The organism is Nitrosomonas sp. (assembly GCF_022842015.1).
Taxonomy (GTDB): domain Bacteria; phylum Pseudomonadota; class Gammaproteobacteria; order Burkholderiales; family Nitrosomonadaceae; genus Nitrosomonas.
Map to the genome: position 1 here is coordinate 1 of NZ_JALHQJ010000013.1, position 15,160 is coordinate 15,160.

19 protein-coding genes are annotated in these 15,160 nt (G+C 43.2%); 12 read left to right on the forward strand and 7 right to left on the reverse strand.

The window, feature by feature from the left end:
- Window positions 1-169: 169 nt before the first annotated feature.
- The 6 genes from Q0C11_RS03680 to Q0C11_RS03700 form a co-directional block, all read right to left on the reverse strand.
- Window positions 170-409, reverse strand: coding sequence for a hypothetical protein (locus Q0C11_RS03680; protein ID WP_293005845.1), 240 nt, complete (start codon window positions 407-409; stop codon window positions 170-172).
- Window positions 410-411: 2 nt separating this feature from the next.
- Entirely contained in the window at window positions 412-1,056 is a 645-nt protein-coding gene (locus Q0C11_RS03685) for a hypothetical protein (protein WP_293005847.1), read from the reverse strand.
- Window positions 1,025-1,843 carry a YdaU family protein gene (locus tag Q0C11_RS03690; RefSeq protein WP_293005849.1) on the reverse strand — a complete coding sequence of 273 codons (819 nt, stop codon included), beginning with the start codon at window positions 1,841-1,843 and terminating at the stop codon, window positions 1,025-1,027. The genes Q0C11_RS03685 and Q0C11_RS03690 overlap by 32 nt, the downstream gene beginning before the upstream one ends.
- Window positions 1,843-2,202, reverse strand: a complete 360-nt coding sequence (locus Q0C11_RS14670) for an HNH endonuclease (protein ID WP_367273728.1) — start codon at window positions 2,200-2,202, stop codon at window positions 1,843-1,845. The genes Q0C11_RS03690 and Q0C11_RS14670 overlap by 1 nt, the downstream gene beginning before the upstream one ends.
- Before the next feature lie 176 nt (window positions 2,203-2,378).
- Window positions 2,379-2,852: a phage regulatory CII family protein gene (locus Q0C11_RS03695; protein ID WP_293005851.1), complete on the reverse strand. Its 474-nt coding sequence runs from the start codon at window positions 2,850-2,852 to the stop codon at window positions 2,379-2,381.
- Window positions 2,853-2,921: 69 nt separating this feature from the next.
- Window positions 2,922-3,191 carry a helix-turn-helix domain-containing protein gene (locus Q0C11_RS03700; protein WP_293005853.1) on the reverse strand — a complete coding sequence of 90 codons (270 nt, stop codon included), beginning with the start codon at window positions 3,189-3,191 and terminating at the stop codon, window positions 2,922-2,924.
- Window positions 3,192-3,267: 76 nt separating this feature from the next.
- Between Q0C11_RS03700 and Q0C11_RS03705 the strand changes: the two genes are divergently transcribed.
- The 12 genes from Q0C11_RS03705 to Q0C11_RS03760 all read left to right on the forward strand — a co-directional run bounded on the left by Q0C11_RS03705 (window position 3,268) and on the right by Q0C11_RS03760 (window position 13,983).
- The gene (locus Q0C11_RS03705) at window positions 3,268-3,714 is read left to right on the forward strand and encodes a hypothetical protein (RefSeq protein WP_293005855.1); all 447 of its coding nucleotides are present in this window, start codon (window positions 3,268-3,270) and stop codon (window positions 3,712-3,714) included.
- 377 nt (window positions 3,715-4,091) lie between these two features.
- A complete protein-coding gene (locus Q0C11_RS03710; protein WP_293005857.1) occupies window positions 4,092-4,274 on the forward strand; it encodes a hypothetical protein in 183 nt (60 codons plus the stop codon).
- Between the two features lie 136 nt (window positions 4,275-4,410).
- Window positions 4,411-4,863: a hypothetical protein gene (locus tag Q0C11_RS03715; protein ID WP_293005859.1), complete on the forward strand. Its 453-nt coding sequence runs from the start codon at window positions 4,411-4,413 to the stop codon at window positions 4,861-4,863.
- A 7-nt stretch (window positions 4,864-4,870) separates the two neighbouring features.
- Entirely contained in the window at window positions 4,871-5,686 is an 816-nt protein-coding gene (locus tag Q0C11_RS03720) for a PD-(D/E)XK nuclease family protein (protein ID WP_293005861.1), read from the forward strand.
- A 2-nt stretch (window positions 5,687-5,688) separates the two neighbouring features.
- Complete coding sequence (locus Q0C11_RS03725) at window positions 5,689-6,678, forward strand: hypothetical protein (protein WP_293005863.1); 990 nt, start codon at window positions 5,689-5,691, stop codon at window positions 6,676-6,678.
- Window positions 6,679-6,698: 20 nt separating this feature from the next.
- Window positions 6,699-6,893, forward strand: coding sequence for a hypothetical protein (locus Q0C11_RS03730; RefSeq protein ID WP_293005865.1), 195 nt, complete (start codon window positions 6,699-6,701; stop codon window positions 6,891-6,893).
- Window positions 6,886-7,410, forward strand: coding sequence for a hypothetical protein (locus tag Q0C11_RS03735; protein ID WP_293005866.1), 525 nt, complete (start codon window positions 6,886-6,888; stop codon window positions 7,408-7,410). Before Q0C11_RS03730 ends, Q0C11_RS03735 begins: the two co-directional genes overlap by 8 nt.
- 45 nt (window positions 7,411-7,455) lie before the next feature.
- Window positions 7,456-8,148, forward strand: coding sequence for a ribosome modulation factor (locus Q0C11_RS03740; RefSeq protein WP_293005867.1), 693 nt, complete (start codon window positions 7,456-7,458; stop codon window positions 8,146-8,148).
- 1 nt (window position 8,149) lies between these two features.
- Window positions 8,150-9,886: an AAA family ATPase gene (locus tag Q0C11_RS03745; RefSeq protein WP_293005868.1), complete on the forward strand. Its 1,737-nt coding sequence runs from the start codon at window positions 8,150-8,152 to the stop codon at window positions 9,884-9,886.
- A 295-nt stretch (window positions 9,887-10,181) separates the two neighbouring features.
- Window positions 10,182-10,370, forward strand: a complete 189-nt coding sequence (locus Q0C11_RS03750; RefSeq protein ID WP_293005870.1) for a hypothetical protein — start codon at window positions 10,182-10,184, stop codon at window positions 10,368-10,370.
- Between the two features lie 302 nt (window positions 10,371-10,672).
- Window positions 10,673-11,824, forward strand: coding sequence for a DUF3596 domain-containing protein (locus Q0C11_RS03755; protein WP_293005871.1), 1,152 nt, complete (start codon window positions 10,673-10,675; stop codon window positions 11,822-11,824).
- Between the two features lie 977 nt (window positions 11,825-12,801).
- A complete protein-coding gene (locus Q0C11_RS03760) occupies window positions 12,802-13,983 on the forward strand; it encodes an FAD-dependent oxidoreductase (RefSeq protein ID WP_293005873.1) in 1,182 nt (393 codons plus the stop codon).
- Window positions 13,984-14,301: 318 nt separating this feature from the next.
- Here Q0C11_RS03760 and Q0C11_RS03765 read toward each other — a convergent pair whose 3' ends face one another.
- Entirely contained in the window at window positions 14,302-15,093 is a 792-nt protein-coding gene (locus tag Q0C11_RS03765) for an NYN domain-containing protein (RefSeq protein ID WP_367273729.1), read from the reverse strand.
- Window positions 15,094-15,160: the final 67 nt, after the last annotated feature.

Genomic DNA, 15,160 nt, shown 5'->3' on the forward strand with positions numbered 1-15,160 from the left:
GCGTACATATGGTTTTCGTAAGAGGCGCTACTAGGCTCCACCGTCGCATAAACATGACCGTTCTTAGCCACAGTGAACTGATAAAAAGGACCTGCAGCTGAAGCCGTAAACGAGACAAATAAAGATGCGCACAACAAAACTAAAACAGAAAAAACTGAAAATAATGATTTCATTTTGAAACTCCTTTTTGGTTAATAAACTTAATTACATCTTTCACATACCATTGATGCTTCTTGCTGCATGACAAACCTTTTTGATTCCAGCTTGGCTTTGGTAACAAACCATCCTTGATCAATTGGTTTGTACTGGTTTTAACTGAATAACCGAACAGGCTGGCTATATCCCGATTGTTGAGTGAAGAATCACCGGGTAAACTTTTTAACCAGCCTGGAACGGTTATATTTCGCATGGTTAAGCTTTTTTTGATTCGTTTGTCTTTATTGAACAGTCAGCCTCATTCACTTCCAGGCTTCCGTTGATTACTTTTTTATTCAATATTTCACGAACTTCTGCCATTCTCTTTGCCGCCTCTTCCCTGGATATGGTTGTCTTTCCAGGAGGAGATATCGAAGTAAGTTTTTTCGGAACTTCATTTGGCAATTTACCCTCAGAAATTTTCCCCTTAACCTTCTCGTATGCTGATTTCCAGCGACCTTTTATTGACTGATAAGGGTAATTATTCAAATCATTCCCAAGCTCAACAGCAGCCCAATAAATCAAAGGACTTGACCATTCATCTTTCCCCTCTTTACGCCTGTGCATTTGATCAACAGCTTCACAAAACGCCTGTTCCAGATCGATTGTTGGTCTACATGCCAGCTTGAATTTGTCGCAATCAGGTAAAAATTCATACTGTGCAGATAATCCTCGTTTAATTTCTTCCGGAGTAAAACCGGCAAGCTCATCAGCCCAAACATTTTTGGCATTCGTAATTCCCTGATCCTGACCATCAGCACCAACACGGCCAAGCGAATACTCAGCAAAAAAACGATTTCCAAAACGCCCATGAAATCTTTTGAAAATTTCATCGATCCAGCTGCTTGGCAATGGGTTCATGATCAATTACTTCTCCGTTGATACATTTTTCTTGTTTATTTTCGTTTTCAAAAAAAGATCTGGCTGCTACTGATGCCAGCTGCTGCCTGTTTTGATAAGCAGGTGGGGCTTGTGCTTTGTGATACCACTCTGCTTTGAATCCTTGCCAGCCGTTTTTGCAGCATTCAATCAATGCGATTTCCAGGGAAACACCTGCTTTGTTTGCTTCGGATCTAAGACCGGCTACCGCTGAGTCTGTAATAGGGGCTTTCTTTTGTTTTCTAAGAATCGAAAAGTCTTTTATGACCTGATCATCCACGTCGTGAAGTAATTTTTTTAACTCATGATCAATTTCTTTTTTTATTATTTTTTCTTTTATGTTTTTAATAGGTTTATTGGTTAATGAGTTAATGCGTTCAGGTTCGGTTTGGTTATTACTTGGGTTTCCTAAAATAACCTGCTGGGTTTTCTCTGGCTCTGGTATTGACTTTGGACGCCCACCTTTCTTTCCATTGTTTCTGGAAGTGTTGGCTTTTCTTTGGTATTCAATGATCTCTTGGTCGCATCTTTTATGTATCCAACCATCATTTGTGAGAGAAAAGAACTCATTTAGTATGATTTCAACCGCATTTTGCTCGTCTTGGGTTCTTGCAGATAACCTACGAAAAACCTGCTGGGTTTCTTTGGGTATTGGTGACTCTGATAAGTAATACATATCCATTAATTGACGATAAACACCATGCTCCAAAAGTGATAAATGAACAGTATCTCTTCTGTAATCGCCGATGTTATGTTGGTAGTAGTGCACTAGATATCTACCTCAAAATGAAAACCATGATCGTTAGGCAATTTAAGGTTAATACCTCTTTTTATTAATTCTTCGGATTGCCTCATAGAAACAACTCCACCAATTCCGGCTCTGTACATACGCATTAAGTATCTGAACTCTTCAATGCTCTTTGTGCCTTTACGAGAATTGCATTGTTTGCACGCAGTCCTTAAATTGTCTGCTTGGCTTGGTCCGAAAGTTGATTTTGAAACAATATGATCAACTGTTAAGTTAATAGCGCCATCCCTGCCATAACTCAGTCCACAGTATTGACATGTGTATTTATCACGTTCGTATACTGAGTATCTAATTGCTACCTTAACCGGGCATGCACTCATTAACTAACCCCAAAAAAATCGCGAACCTGAATTACCAGGCTCACGGATTGAGTTATAAGCACCATTATCAAAATTGCCCACCAGAAGTATTGATGCGACCATCAGGCTACGCGGGGGATTACGCGCTGGCCGCTGCTGTGTGCACCCTACAAGGAAGAAAGGTAGAATTGTTGTTCTCATTTTCTGATCGACCGAAGTGTTTTTCTTTCTTCGGTTACGGCCATGTAGCACTCTAGTCGGCTCATGGCTTCTGCTGCAGCTACTACAAACTTTGTGTAATCACTTTTGATTGACCGTAACTCATCCCAGTTGATAGAGCCGTGCTCGAGTGCCTTGCTGACTGATCTAGCCCAGTCACCCTGTTTGGCCTGAACATCAAGAAACAGGTCCAGAATTTCCTTATCGGATAAGCCTTCGTAATTGGGTTTCTTGATGCACATTAATCCGCGTTCTTCAGCGAAATACTGCGCAATTTCATCCGTGTCAGCGATGGTTGCTATCAGATCAAGTTCATGCGCATAGACATGATGCGTGTCTATGTTTGGATTGACCTTATTCTTGAATGTGTTTGTATTGATTCCAAGATCTTCGCTAAGAGCTGTTATTCCATATTTCTTGGCAATCCGGAAAATAAGATTGTTAATGCTCATATGGTCGATTTCCCCTACTTTGGCCGTGGTATTTATTAAAAATACCCCTCATAATCAGATTATGAAAAATCATGCGGTTTTCCTGGAATTGTTACGAAGTACACGCTTAGTGCCGCGCAAGTATGACCAGTCGATTTCATTGTTAAGGTCCTCACATATAACCTGCGCTTTAACTAGCTTCTCTATTTCCACGCAACGCTTAGGAGGTACGGGTCTTCCTTCCGACAGCCATTCGCTGACGGTGGGGGGTTTAACTCCGAGTAAACGGGCTAATGCACTTTTTCCGCCAACGATTGAGCATGCTTTTAATAGGTGTGGGTTTTGTTTTATATTGTCCATACCGATATTATTAGGGCACTCCTAATCTTTTGTCAATAGGAATTGCCGAAACATGATTTTAATATAGTATTAGGCTATGCTTACAGGTAAAGAACTAGGGGTTGCTATAAAGGAGGCGATTGATCTAAAAATCGCTTCGGGGGCTGTCGCATCAAAAAAAGAAATCGCGGATTACTTCGGAATGCGGCCACCTTCCTTGCATGACTGGATCAACAAGGGAACGATATCGAAAGACAAGCTTCCCAAACTTTGGGCTTATTTCTCGGACGTGGTTGGACCGGAACATTGGGGGTTGAGTGAAAACCCTTCATTTCCGTACCCTCAGCAAGTTCAAGAGGAGGTTGAATTGCTGGAAATCCTAGGACTGGATAAGAGCGATATTGACCTTGATTTTATAGAGTTTATAAGACTTTATAAAAGATCTGGGAGAGAAAGCAAAGAGGAAGCCAAAAGGATACTTAATAAGAAAGCTGCTCCAAGAAGAAAAAGGGAGGGAGAAGGGAAAAAAGATCCTGTCGATTAGTAGTTGGTGTGAAGATATCCGCTGTCGTTGTAAATAATAAACAATGTAGAGCGCCAGATAACAAAGGTTAAGAAAAAATAATTGCTGCTTGATGGGGTTAGATTTAACCAGTTATTCAGCACGAAAGAAACAAGATTAAACTTCACTTCCTTACAAGTAAACCCGCTTAGGCGGGTTTTTTATTGCCTGTAACACTCCGGTTTTTCTAGTCGCTCCAAACTTATTTTGTACTGCCTATCAAGTCCAGAAAAATAAATATAAGATTTTAGGGATTACCTATTGACAATAGGTTAGGTGTATCCTAATATGTTTTACATCAACTACCATAAATCGTAAGCGTAGGTTAGTTGAGACCTCTAAACCAATGGAGTCGGATTATGAAAAGCAGAGACTGGAAGTTTTATGAAGAACCGGAGGGAGCTCATGTTTTACGGATTTCAACTTTTTTGCTTTGCGCACTTATTTTTGTGGCGGTGGCTTACACAAGCACCTCTGATATTAAGCAGTGCATGGAAGAAGAACAGAGCGTTTATCTTTGCGGAATGGGTAATAACCGATGAGATATCGAATAACAATCCCCGGCTATTGCAGTTTCACACCTAAACGAACATTTGTTTGTTATTGGGAAGCCTGGAACTACACGCAAGCATTGCTTGGCGAAAAATTCACGGAAGAAGTAAAAATAAGGGTGACGATATGAACGCGCAAATTCAACAACATAGTCCAACAAGTTTCATCAACAAAATATTTCTGACGATGGCAGAAAAGTTTGGAATGTCCGAAACGAACCCGATTTGGTTTTGCGATTCCGAGCTGAAACAAGCGGTTCGTGAACATCTGAGCGAAGCGGTACAAATAAATTCAGAACCAGTAAATCCTTGTTCGCAGCAGCAGGAAGTAATAAATATCCTGCGAGATTGGGTTTTTGAGAGAGATGGTAAGCCTTTCTGCATGAACGATATTTTCAACGATCCGGAGTTAAGCGGAAGGTTTGAGAGAAATATCAGAACAATGTGTTATATCGACAGCGCCTTGTTGGTTCTTAGATGTTCTTTTAATCACGATGAGGATGCAAGCGTTACTTTTGCTGAACTCAAATACACGCCGCCGAAAATCAAGCGCGTGAAACGTGAAGAGCTTTTTTCTTGAGGTAAAAATGGAAGCACATACATCATTAAAAATAAGGGCCAGTTCGTGGGCTGGTTTGTTTGATTGCGCCTACAGATGGGAGGGCATCCATTTGTTAAACATGAAAAACACAGTCGGGTTGCGTGCGGCGCTTGGCACCGCAATCCATGCCGGATCAGCGGTGTTTGATCAAGCAAGATTAAGCGGCGATACAGTAACAGCAAACGATGCTGCAGGTGTCCTGGTTGACAAGTTGCGTGATCCTGAGAATGAGTTTGATCCAATGAAGGACGACATAACAATGCAGGAAGCGGAAAACGTTGGAATTTCTCTGCTTACAAAATACTGCAATGAGTTCTCACCGCAGCATGACTTTATCGCCGTGGAAATGGAAACAAAGCCAATGGATATCGATTGCGGAAACGGAATAGTGATAAGGCTCACCGGAACCATGGACCGGGCAAGAATCAACAAATCATCCAATGGAATCGGTATTTCTGACTTAAAAAGCGGGGCAAGCTCGGTCCAGAAAGGGATTGCTGTAACTAAAGGGCATGGCGCGCAAATTGGAACGTATGAACTTTTGTACGAACACACAACGGGAGAACAAATCACCGCAGACGCTGAGGTTATCGGATTAAAAACAAAAGGAAAGCCTGAGATAGCCACAGGAACCATAAGCAATGCAAAGAGAATCATGGTTGGTGATCAAGATAACCCAGGATTAATTGAATTCGCTGCGGATATGTTCAGAACAGGACGGTTTTATCCAAATCCTAAATCAATGTTATGTGGGGAAAAATACTGCCCACGTTACAAATCATGCACATTTAAGGGAGATTAAAAATGAATCAAACAGCGACATTAAGAGAATTAAAGAATCCTCAATCGAACGAGTCACGGTTACCCGAGATAACGCCGGGTTTTGGATCACTTCAATCATTCGAGTTGATGCAAAGAGCGGCAAAGTTGCTTATCACAAGCACATTAGTACCAGCTGCTTACCGCGCAAACGACGAGAAAAAAGGCCCCAATCCTAATGCTCTAGCAAATTGCGTTGTAGCTCTGAATATGTCTCAACGGATGGGTGCTGATCCTCTGATGGTAATGCAAAACCTCTATGTTGTAGAGGGTAGACCAAGCTGGTCGTCGCAATGGATTATCGCCGCCGTCAATGGCTGCGGAAGATTTTCGCCGCTACGTTTCGAGATAAAAGACTTGGGCGAAAAGAGCGTTGAATATACCGCTACATATTGGGAAGGCAGGGAAAAGAAAACAAAAATCCTGACAGAAAAGATCAGAGACAAGGTTTGTATTGCCTGGGCAAAAGAGAAAGAAACTGGAGAAAGAATTGAATCCCCACCGGTATCCATTGAAATGGCTGTGAAAGAAGGCTGGTACAGCAAAAACGGCAGCAAATGGAAAACGATGGACGAAGTTATGCTCAGATACCGCACAGCCAGTTTCTTCGGAAAGCTGTACGCGCCAGAATTGCTTATGGGATTGCAATCCGTGGAAGAAATGCAGGATTCAAGAGTGATAGATGCGTCACCGGACGGATATGGCGGTTATTCGGTAGATATTGATGCGCTAAAAACATCAGGCAAAGAATCGCAAGAGAAAGAAATCAATGCTGATATAGACAATGAAACCGGCGAGATATTAGACAAAGAATCAGAACCTGAACCAGAAAAGGAACCTGAGCCAGAAGCAAAGAGCGAAGAGCCTACACCCGAAGAACAGGCTCGCATCAAGCAGCAATTAATTGACGAGGCTAATCAGGAAAATCAGCGTCCTAGACAATCGGCCAAAAGAGCCAATTTCAATTTGGAATAGGTAATGGGGAGATGTCGATCGTGAGCCAAATACAAGACATTTACGAAGATGACGAGTTTGATGGTTTGCTCGAAGATGCTCGCATGAATGCGGCCAATGATTGGGAAGAAAATTTCGTATCAGATTTAAGCAGCAAATACGCTGAATTTGGTCGACGCATGTTTCTTTCAGAACCACAGCAATGCCATCTTGAGAGGATAGCCAGTGATGAGTGAAGAAATGCAATTATCCAACCATCAAAAATCGTTGATGATCTCACTTGGCCATTATTCTCCGCCGGTTACGAAAGAGCATGCAGAGCCAGAACAAAGCGGACAGGGAAAGGCAAAGAGAAAGCCTGTTGAAAGGCGAACACTGTCGATGCGTGAGCCGGATATCAAGTGGAGGGAAATTAGGCGCTGGATTAAAAAATACTTGCTTGATGTGGGTTATGAGTCAAGCGATTACAAAGATTTGTATCGGATAGCCAAAGAAGCTGGATTGGATCTTGAGTGTTGGCCAGGAAAGATAGTCGGATTGAGATCATTCGCAAACCATGCGCTTAAAGTGAGATTGGAACTTGGATTGCCATCGATCAGAAGAACCGGATTGAAAGAGAAAATCTTAGGGAAATTTAATGATGGATTCTCTGAAAAGGCAATCGCCAAGCTGCTGGATTGCAATCACAGTCACGTTTACAACACTCTGATTATAGCTGGAAAGATAAAGAAAAGAACGACAAAAGTTTACTAGCAACACCCTCAAATCAACTCTTAAAAATCAACATGGAGAATAAGCATGACCAATAAATCAAGCGATTTCAGACAAATGACAGCAGATACGGTTGGCAAAGACTTGCTTGGCGCGCTGGTAACGGAAATCAAGTTGCTTCCTGACGTATGGCCAAAAATGTCGAAAAAAAAGCAGGATGATGTTATCGACCGACTGCGCAGCCGTGTTGAAGATAATGTGCGCATGGCTGTTTACACCATAGCATCAAGAGACCGCACGGTAGTTGCTGGAAGTATCGATCAAATAACGATCAAAGATGGCGTGAAGGCTGTTATCAAATTTGGATCGCACTCGGAGAACTTGGGTGGGCTATATGAAGCGGCCAGCGAAAGTAAGTCTGTTTTAGTGGTTGTTGCAGATGCGGGGGAGTTTACCCAGGGAATAAATCAAGTGGCCGGCGAGGATGATCAGCGCGCCATGGACCTTGGCCATGAATATAACCAAAACGATGGTGGCGGTATGGATGGGGCGTTAGAGGTTAATCCTGACACTGGGGAGGTACTTGGATTGCCTGAAAGTGTTATTACCCAGGAAGAATTGGATGCTGCTTACCTGCAGGGATATAAGGCCGCCGAAGAAGGTAAGACACAAGCAGATTGCCCGATAGTTGCCGCAGAACTTGTTATTGAATGGGTAAATGGCTTCAAAGACTGGCACGAAGAACAAAACGACGAAAACGACGACAAGGACGCAGCCTAAAATGAGAATCGACAAAATATCATCACGCGGCACCGTAGCAATCAATGAAGTTGATATTGAAATTAACTCTCCAATAACCTTGGTTTGCGGTGCCAATCGCGCGGGGAAATCAAGCCTATACAACGGCATACGCCATGCATTCACCGGCGTGAACCCTTGTGAGCCGTTGAAAAAGAATTACGGCCTGTTAATCAATCGCGCCGATGACAATAATGTTGGTTACACGTTCGTAGATTATAACGACAACCAAAGAGCATGCATCACCCTACCGAACGGCACGCACGAACTGACAGAACAACTGCCGTTTGCTCTGCCTTATTTGCTGAACCCTTCACTGTTCGCTGCAAGCACAACCGACGAACGCCGTCAATTTCTATTTAATCTTGGCAATCTCAGAAGTGATGGCGCAGAAGTAAGAGAAAAACTGCTGCAGCGCGGGTGCTCTGAGGGCGATGTTGATGAAGTATTGCCTTTTTTGAAATCAAGTTTTGACAATGCAAATAAGCACGCAATGAACAAGATCAAAGAAGCACGCGCAAACTGGAAAGCTACTGCCGGTGAGGTTTATGGAGACAAGAAAGCGGAGGGCTGGAAAGCTCAAAAACCAGAAATTGATAATGAAGCGGCAACTGTTCGGAGAAACCGAATAGTTAATATTGACGACGAAATTGAAGATCAAGTTCAAAAACTGGGTGCAATTCAAGCCGAAGTCAACGGAGTGAAAGCAAGAAATTCTGAGGTTATCAGACTGCGCGATATCGCTGAAAAGACCGGCAGAATCGAAGAAAAATTGAAGAAAGACCAGCAGGAAGTTATTGTCTGGATCGGCAAAGTGAATGAAGCTCGTTTATTCGCCACCGGATCAGCACCTGGAAGCACGGCTTGCAAATGCCCTGAGTGCGATGCTGAGTTAGTATTTAATGGCAAAGAATTGCTCAAACGTAACGGCGATTTGCATGGCGATGATGAAGCAGCGGTAAAACTTCCGGAATATGAAAAAACCTTAACGATGTTAAGAAATGCTGTTGCAAACGGAGAGCGTGATCTACAGGCTGCAATCACTGCGAGAGATCAATTGGCAGTGCTTGAAAAGCAGAACGGTCAAGCGCCAAATGAAGATGCGCTAATTGAGATCAAAACCAAAATTGAATCTCTGAAAGCAACGCGCAAACAGTTGCAAGATGAATTGAATGTTCTGAATCAAAACATCAACGCCGCCAACGAAGCTGACAAAAAAACCAAACAGGCCGCTCGATATCACGAGGAAGCAAAAGCATGGGATTTGATTGCAAACGCCCTATCGCCCGAGGGAATTCCGAGCGAAATGCTCTCTGCAGCACTGGACCCGGTAAATGCCCGGATCGCGTGTAGTATTCAAGCGCTGAATTTCCCTGGCAAAGTGCGAATAGAAAACGATATGACGATCATGGAAGATAACGGGAAGCTATATTCATTCAGTTCAAAAGCCACAAAGCTTCTGATTGATTCGATGATTGCGGAAGCTATCAGTTACGTTTCAGGAATCAAGTTTTTTATGATCGATGAGTGGGATCTTCTTGATATGCCTAGCCGCAGTACGTATCTTAACTGGTTGATTGATTTATCCGAAAACAATGAAATTGATTCTGTAATTTTATTCGGGACTCTCAAGATGCAACCGACAGGATTACCATCGACGATCTCATCATTCTGGATTGAAAACGGCGTGGTTCAGGATAGAAAGGCTGAAGCTGCGTAAATGAATTTCATCCTTGAAACATTAAAAATTATTGCGTTTGGAATCTCTGCAATTCTACTGATTGAGTGGATTAAGTACATCGCTCAGTAATGGAAAAGACATTCAAATAGAAGCACGTCTGGGTTATCGAATTTGAGGTTATAGCGAAATAAACAGATGTGGCCACCAAGGGTTTCTACGTCTTGGCGGCCACGGAGATACTATGCAATTTATTTAACGGCCATGAATTGAGAATCTTTAGTTTAACAAGAATCGAATCCAATCATTGGCAATAACTAACGGCAAAGGTGCAATTATGATCGAATTATTACTGGCTATCTTAGTAGCAATACCAACTGTATATCTTATATTTTCTGGAATATTTTTTCTAAAAACATACCCAACCATCACAAAACACAGTAAAGATTTAGGGATAAAACTTAAAAAATTTAATGAAGCAATGGATGAGACCGAACAGAAAGTTGATTCACCAGATCGTCCGTGACAGGAATTGCCGCAACGACAAAAAAATCATAAATATTTATAAAGAAGATCAAGATGGGCAATAACCAGATAACTTTATATTGCTTCCTAGCATTCTGTCTCGTGATGCCTATTTAATAAACAGTCCTATCAAAAAGCCATGCCAGTCACCCAATACATCACGATAGATAAATTTTGCTCTGAATCAGGCTATACTCCTGATGCTGTCAGGTCTAAAATTAGCCGCGGGGATTGGTCGCAGGGTAAAGAATTTGTGAAAGCTCCAGATGGCAGGATATTGATTAATTTATCGGGGTATGAAGCATGGGTGGAAACAAGTATCCGGGCGTCAGGGCAGCCAGTAGCACATCTATCGAGATCGATTTCTACTATCAAAACAAACGATGCAAAGAGCGGCTCAAACTTGAGCCCACTCCCGCTAACTTAAAAAAAGCGTCCAATCATCGCGCAGCAATTCTGTCCGCAATCGATTCCGGAACATTTGATTACGCATTCACTTTTCCTGAGTCTAAGAATTCCAATAAATTCGCACCAACACAATACACAGTACGAACCTATCTCAGTGAATGGCTGGAAAATAAGAAGCCAACTATCAAAGCGAGTACGCACAGAGATTACAGCAAGACCATCAGGAACCTGATAACACCACAATTCGGCCACAAATTGTTGCACGCTTTAAGTCGAAATGATGTCCGCACCTGGGCAGCCAGGTTAGAATGTTCCAACAAAAGAATTTCAAACATACTAAGTCCGCTGAGAGCCGCGCTACATGACGCGCACCACGATGATCTGATTGCATCCAATCCACTATACGGCTGGACATATAGACGCAACGAACCGCCAACACCCAAAAAACATATTGACCCGTTCACGCAGGAAGAACAGCAGAAAATTTTCGACACATCAACCGGCCAGATCAGGAATCAATGCACTGTTTTTTTTTGGACCGGTATGAGAACGAGCGAGTTGGTTGCTCTTGAGTGGGCAGATATCGACTGGAGCAGAAAGAAAATCAGGATAAATAAGGCGTTCACCGAAGCATCAAAGGTTGATGAGACAACTAAAACAGCGCGCGGAGTACGTGAAATAGACATGCTCCAACCAGTGGAACAAGCATTACTGGATCAAAAGCAGTACACGCTGCTCAAAGCTGGGAAAATATTCAACAACCCGAATACAGGAAAGCCGTGGTCAGGCGACCAGGTAATCAGAAAATCATTATGGCTACCGCTACTCAAACGCGCAGGCGTGAGATATAGAAATCCATACCAAACCAGGCACACCTATGCATCAATGATGCTGTCTGCTGGAGAGCCGCTGGCATGGGTATCTTCACAAATGGGTCATTCAAGCATACTGATCACCGCTCAAACCTATGCAAAATGGATTTCAAATGACGATCACCAGGGCAGCAAAGCCCTGGAAATGTTCGGCAAGCATTTATCTGAAACGTAAGTTGCTTGGTCAACATTTAGTCAACATCAAAAACGCAACCTCTATAAAACAATCACTTATAGATCAATAAGGCTGGTTCGAATCCCGCCTTCTCCGCCATTATTTAACATAAAATCAATAGTCTATTTATCAATTTTGCCCAAATGCTGCCCGTACATCTCGGCTGCCTTTGCCCCATGTTGCTCATTATTGTTAATCCAGCGAGCATATGTTCTAGCTGCAACGCAATCAAAAAAATCAGCATAACCGCCAGATCTTCATAATTCAGAACATTTTTACCCATTTTGGCGTAAAAACTGGATAACAGGTCACTACCGATACCAACGATCAGGAGCATCACAAATAGCTGAAACCAACACCCAGAACTGTTTTAAAGTAGTTTATGGCTATATCTGATATCCATCGTACGCCACCAAAGCCTAAAAAGAAGATTCCTGCTTACATGAAGTACCCAAGATGAAATTTGAAGTGGTACCGCAAAACTGGACAGGTTGTTAAGCTCTGTTATGGACAACTACCTTTTGAAGCTGCTGTTCCAAGATGGCAATTAGCGAGAATTTTTCAGGGACGACTATCTAGTAGGCCCTAAAAGGGTATCGAATAATAATTAATCCGAGCTCTGATCAAATCCGGTGTATGGAGAATCTGCGGCGGCTTATTTTTGGCTCCTCGATTTGTTTAATGTCGTCAATGATAGCCAGCTTGGGCGCTTCCTTTGGGACCTGTTGATTCAAATCCACTAATAATTCTGTTCAACTGCCCTTCGATTCACGATAGCCGCCGGATAATATCAGCAATTCTTTAAGCCCCTATTTCATCAAAACCAAAAATCACTCAAAGGCATAAGCGATCATCCATACATTGTTGCAAGCACCAATAGACAAGGCATAAACATAACGCCCGCCAGTCAGATCACGTTATAATTTATACAACTCTAAGTATGCGCTTGATGCTTTTTCATAAAGGAGAATCCTGTCATGAAACACCATAAATACCTCATCGTTGGCGGCGGCATGGCTGCCGACTCCGCTGTTCGCGGTATCCGTAAAATTGACCAGCAAGGTGCCATTGCCATGATTTGCGAGGAGCGGCATCTGCCTTATGATCGTCCGCCTCTTTCTAAATCGTTATGGAAGGATGCGCCGTATGAATCCATTTGGCGTAATGCCGAAGGACTCAATGTCGCAGCACATGTGGGCAAAAAAATTGTGGCACTTGATTCATCCAAGAAAACCGCGACAGATGATGCTGGCAACGTGTACACCTATGAAAAACTGTTACTAGCCACAGGAGGTTCCGTGCGGCGCTTGCCGGATTTAGACACGAACATAATCTACTTTAGAACCGCCGATGACTATTGCAAGCTGCGTGAATTGAGTGCACAAGGTTCGGATTTTGTAGTGATCGGGGGAGGCTTTATCGGTTCCGAAATCAGCGCGGCACTTGCCATGAACAACAAGCGGGTCACGATGATTTTTCCGGAAAGCGGTATCGGTGCACGGGTTTATCCACGACCTCTGGCTGAGTTCATAAATTCCTATTATCGCGAGAAGGGAGTGACCATACTCGCGTCTGAAACCATCAAATCAGTGCGTGCTACTGCTGGCGGCAAGACCATTGTGACCACGGAAAACGGTACGGAAATTTCCGCAGATGGAATTGTGGCCGGGCTGGGCATTCAGCCTAATACCGAATTAGCCGCACAAGCCGGACTTACAGTAGACAACGGCATTATCGTGGACGAACAACTGCGCACGAGCAATCCCGACATCTACGCAGCAGGCGATGTGGCAAACTTCCATAGCACAGTGCTGGATAAGCGCATGCGCGTGGAACACGAAGACAATTCGAACGTCATGGGGGAGATGGCAGGTCGAAACATGGCCGGACAATCGGATAGCTATCGTCATCAGCCTTTCTTTTATTCTGACTTGTTTGATCTGAGTTACGAAGCAGTGGGAGAGCTGGATGCAAGTCTCGACATTATCGAAGACTGGAAGGAACCATTCCGCAAAGGCATCATTTATTATTTACGCGATAATCAGGTGCGCGGCGTCCTACTCTGGAACACCTGGGGACAGGTTGATGCCGCTACTCAGTTAATTGAAGAAAAAGCCGCTCACTCCCGCGCAACGCTAGAAGGAAGAATAACGGACTAATCCCCGTTTCGGTTTTTCAATCGCGTAAAATGGCTTTGTGAAAGTAAAATCTTGGAATCCTGCCTGAACAATTAGGTTATGCGCTGTTGAATTTTTTATGCTCGGCTCATCCGATAGTTTTTTGGAATTATTAATTAAGTATTTGCTGTATTTTAAAATAGCTTAATCAAATGATGGGTCAGATAAGTATGCTACTGCCAGCCACACGAAAAAAACATTCATTACGCAACGCGTTTTACTGACCGGGAGAGTTTCAGGAAATCTTCCTCGATGCCGAGCAATACGCTGATAAATATGTTTGCCTGATTGCAGGTGAATTTATTGCATTTTAGTACGCAGGTAAAGGGTTGTCCTGTTTGATGCCGCTGTTTGCCGTTCTTCGATTTCAAAAAGATCCTTTTTGTCTTTGACGAGATCCGAGAGTTTTTTGTAGCCATACAGTCTCGAATCAAAATCGGGCTGCAGCTTGGTCAAATAGCTTCCAAACACGCTCAGGTTAGCCCAACCCGTATCATCAACGGACTGCTCCAGTGCGGTCAAAACAAATTGTTCGGGAAATTGCGGTTTTTGCTCTACTGCTTTAGTGGTGGCTTTGGCTTTGGTTGATTTCTTTTTCGTCTTCACTTCGGGTGGCAATGGGTCAGATTCAGTGACTCGGCTGGAACGCAGAATTTCGGTGAATACAAACTTGTTACACGCATTGCGAAAGGCATCCGGTGTTTTCTTTTCGCCAAACCCAAGTACCGTAAGCCCCTCTTCGCGCAACCGCATGGCAAGCCCGGTAAAATCACTGTCGCTAGTGATCAGACAAAACCCATCAAATTTATTTGTATAGAGAAGATCCATCGCATCAATAATCAATGCGCTATCGGTCGCATTCTTTCCGGTGGTATAGGCAAATTGTTGAACCGGCTTGATTGCATACTTTTGCAGCACTTTTTTCCAGGATGCGCTGGCTGGCGATGTGAAATCACCATAAATACGCTTGACCGTTGCTTCCCCGAAACGCGCAATTTCAGCAAGCAACGCTTCTATAACGGCGGCCTGAGCATTATCTGCATCAATCAACACGGCCAATCGCAAGGTTGGTTCTTCAAGTTCATTTTTCACAATTTGTCGTGGAGAGGCCAAAATTACTCCCATAGTAGAAAAATATAAATGGGATTAGTGTATACGG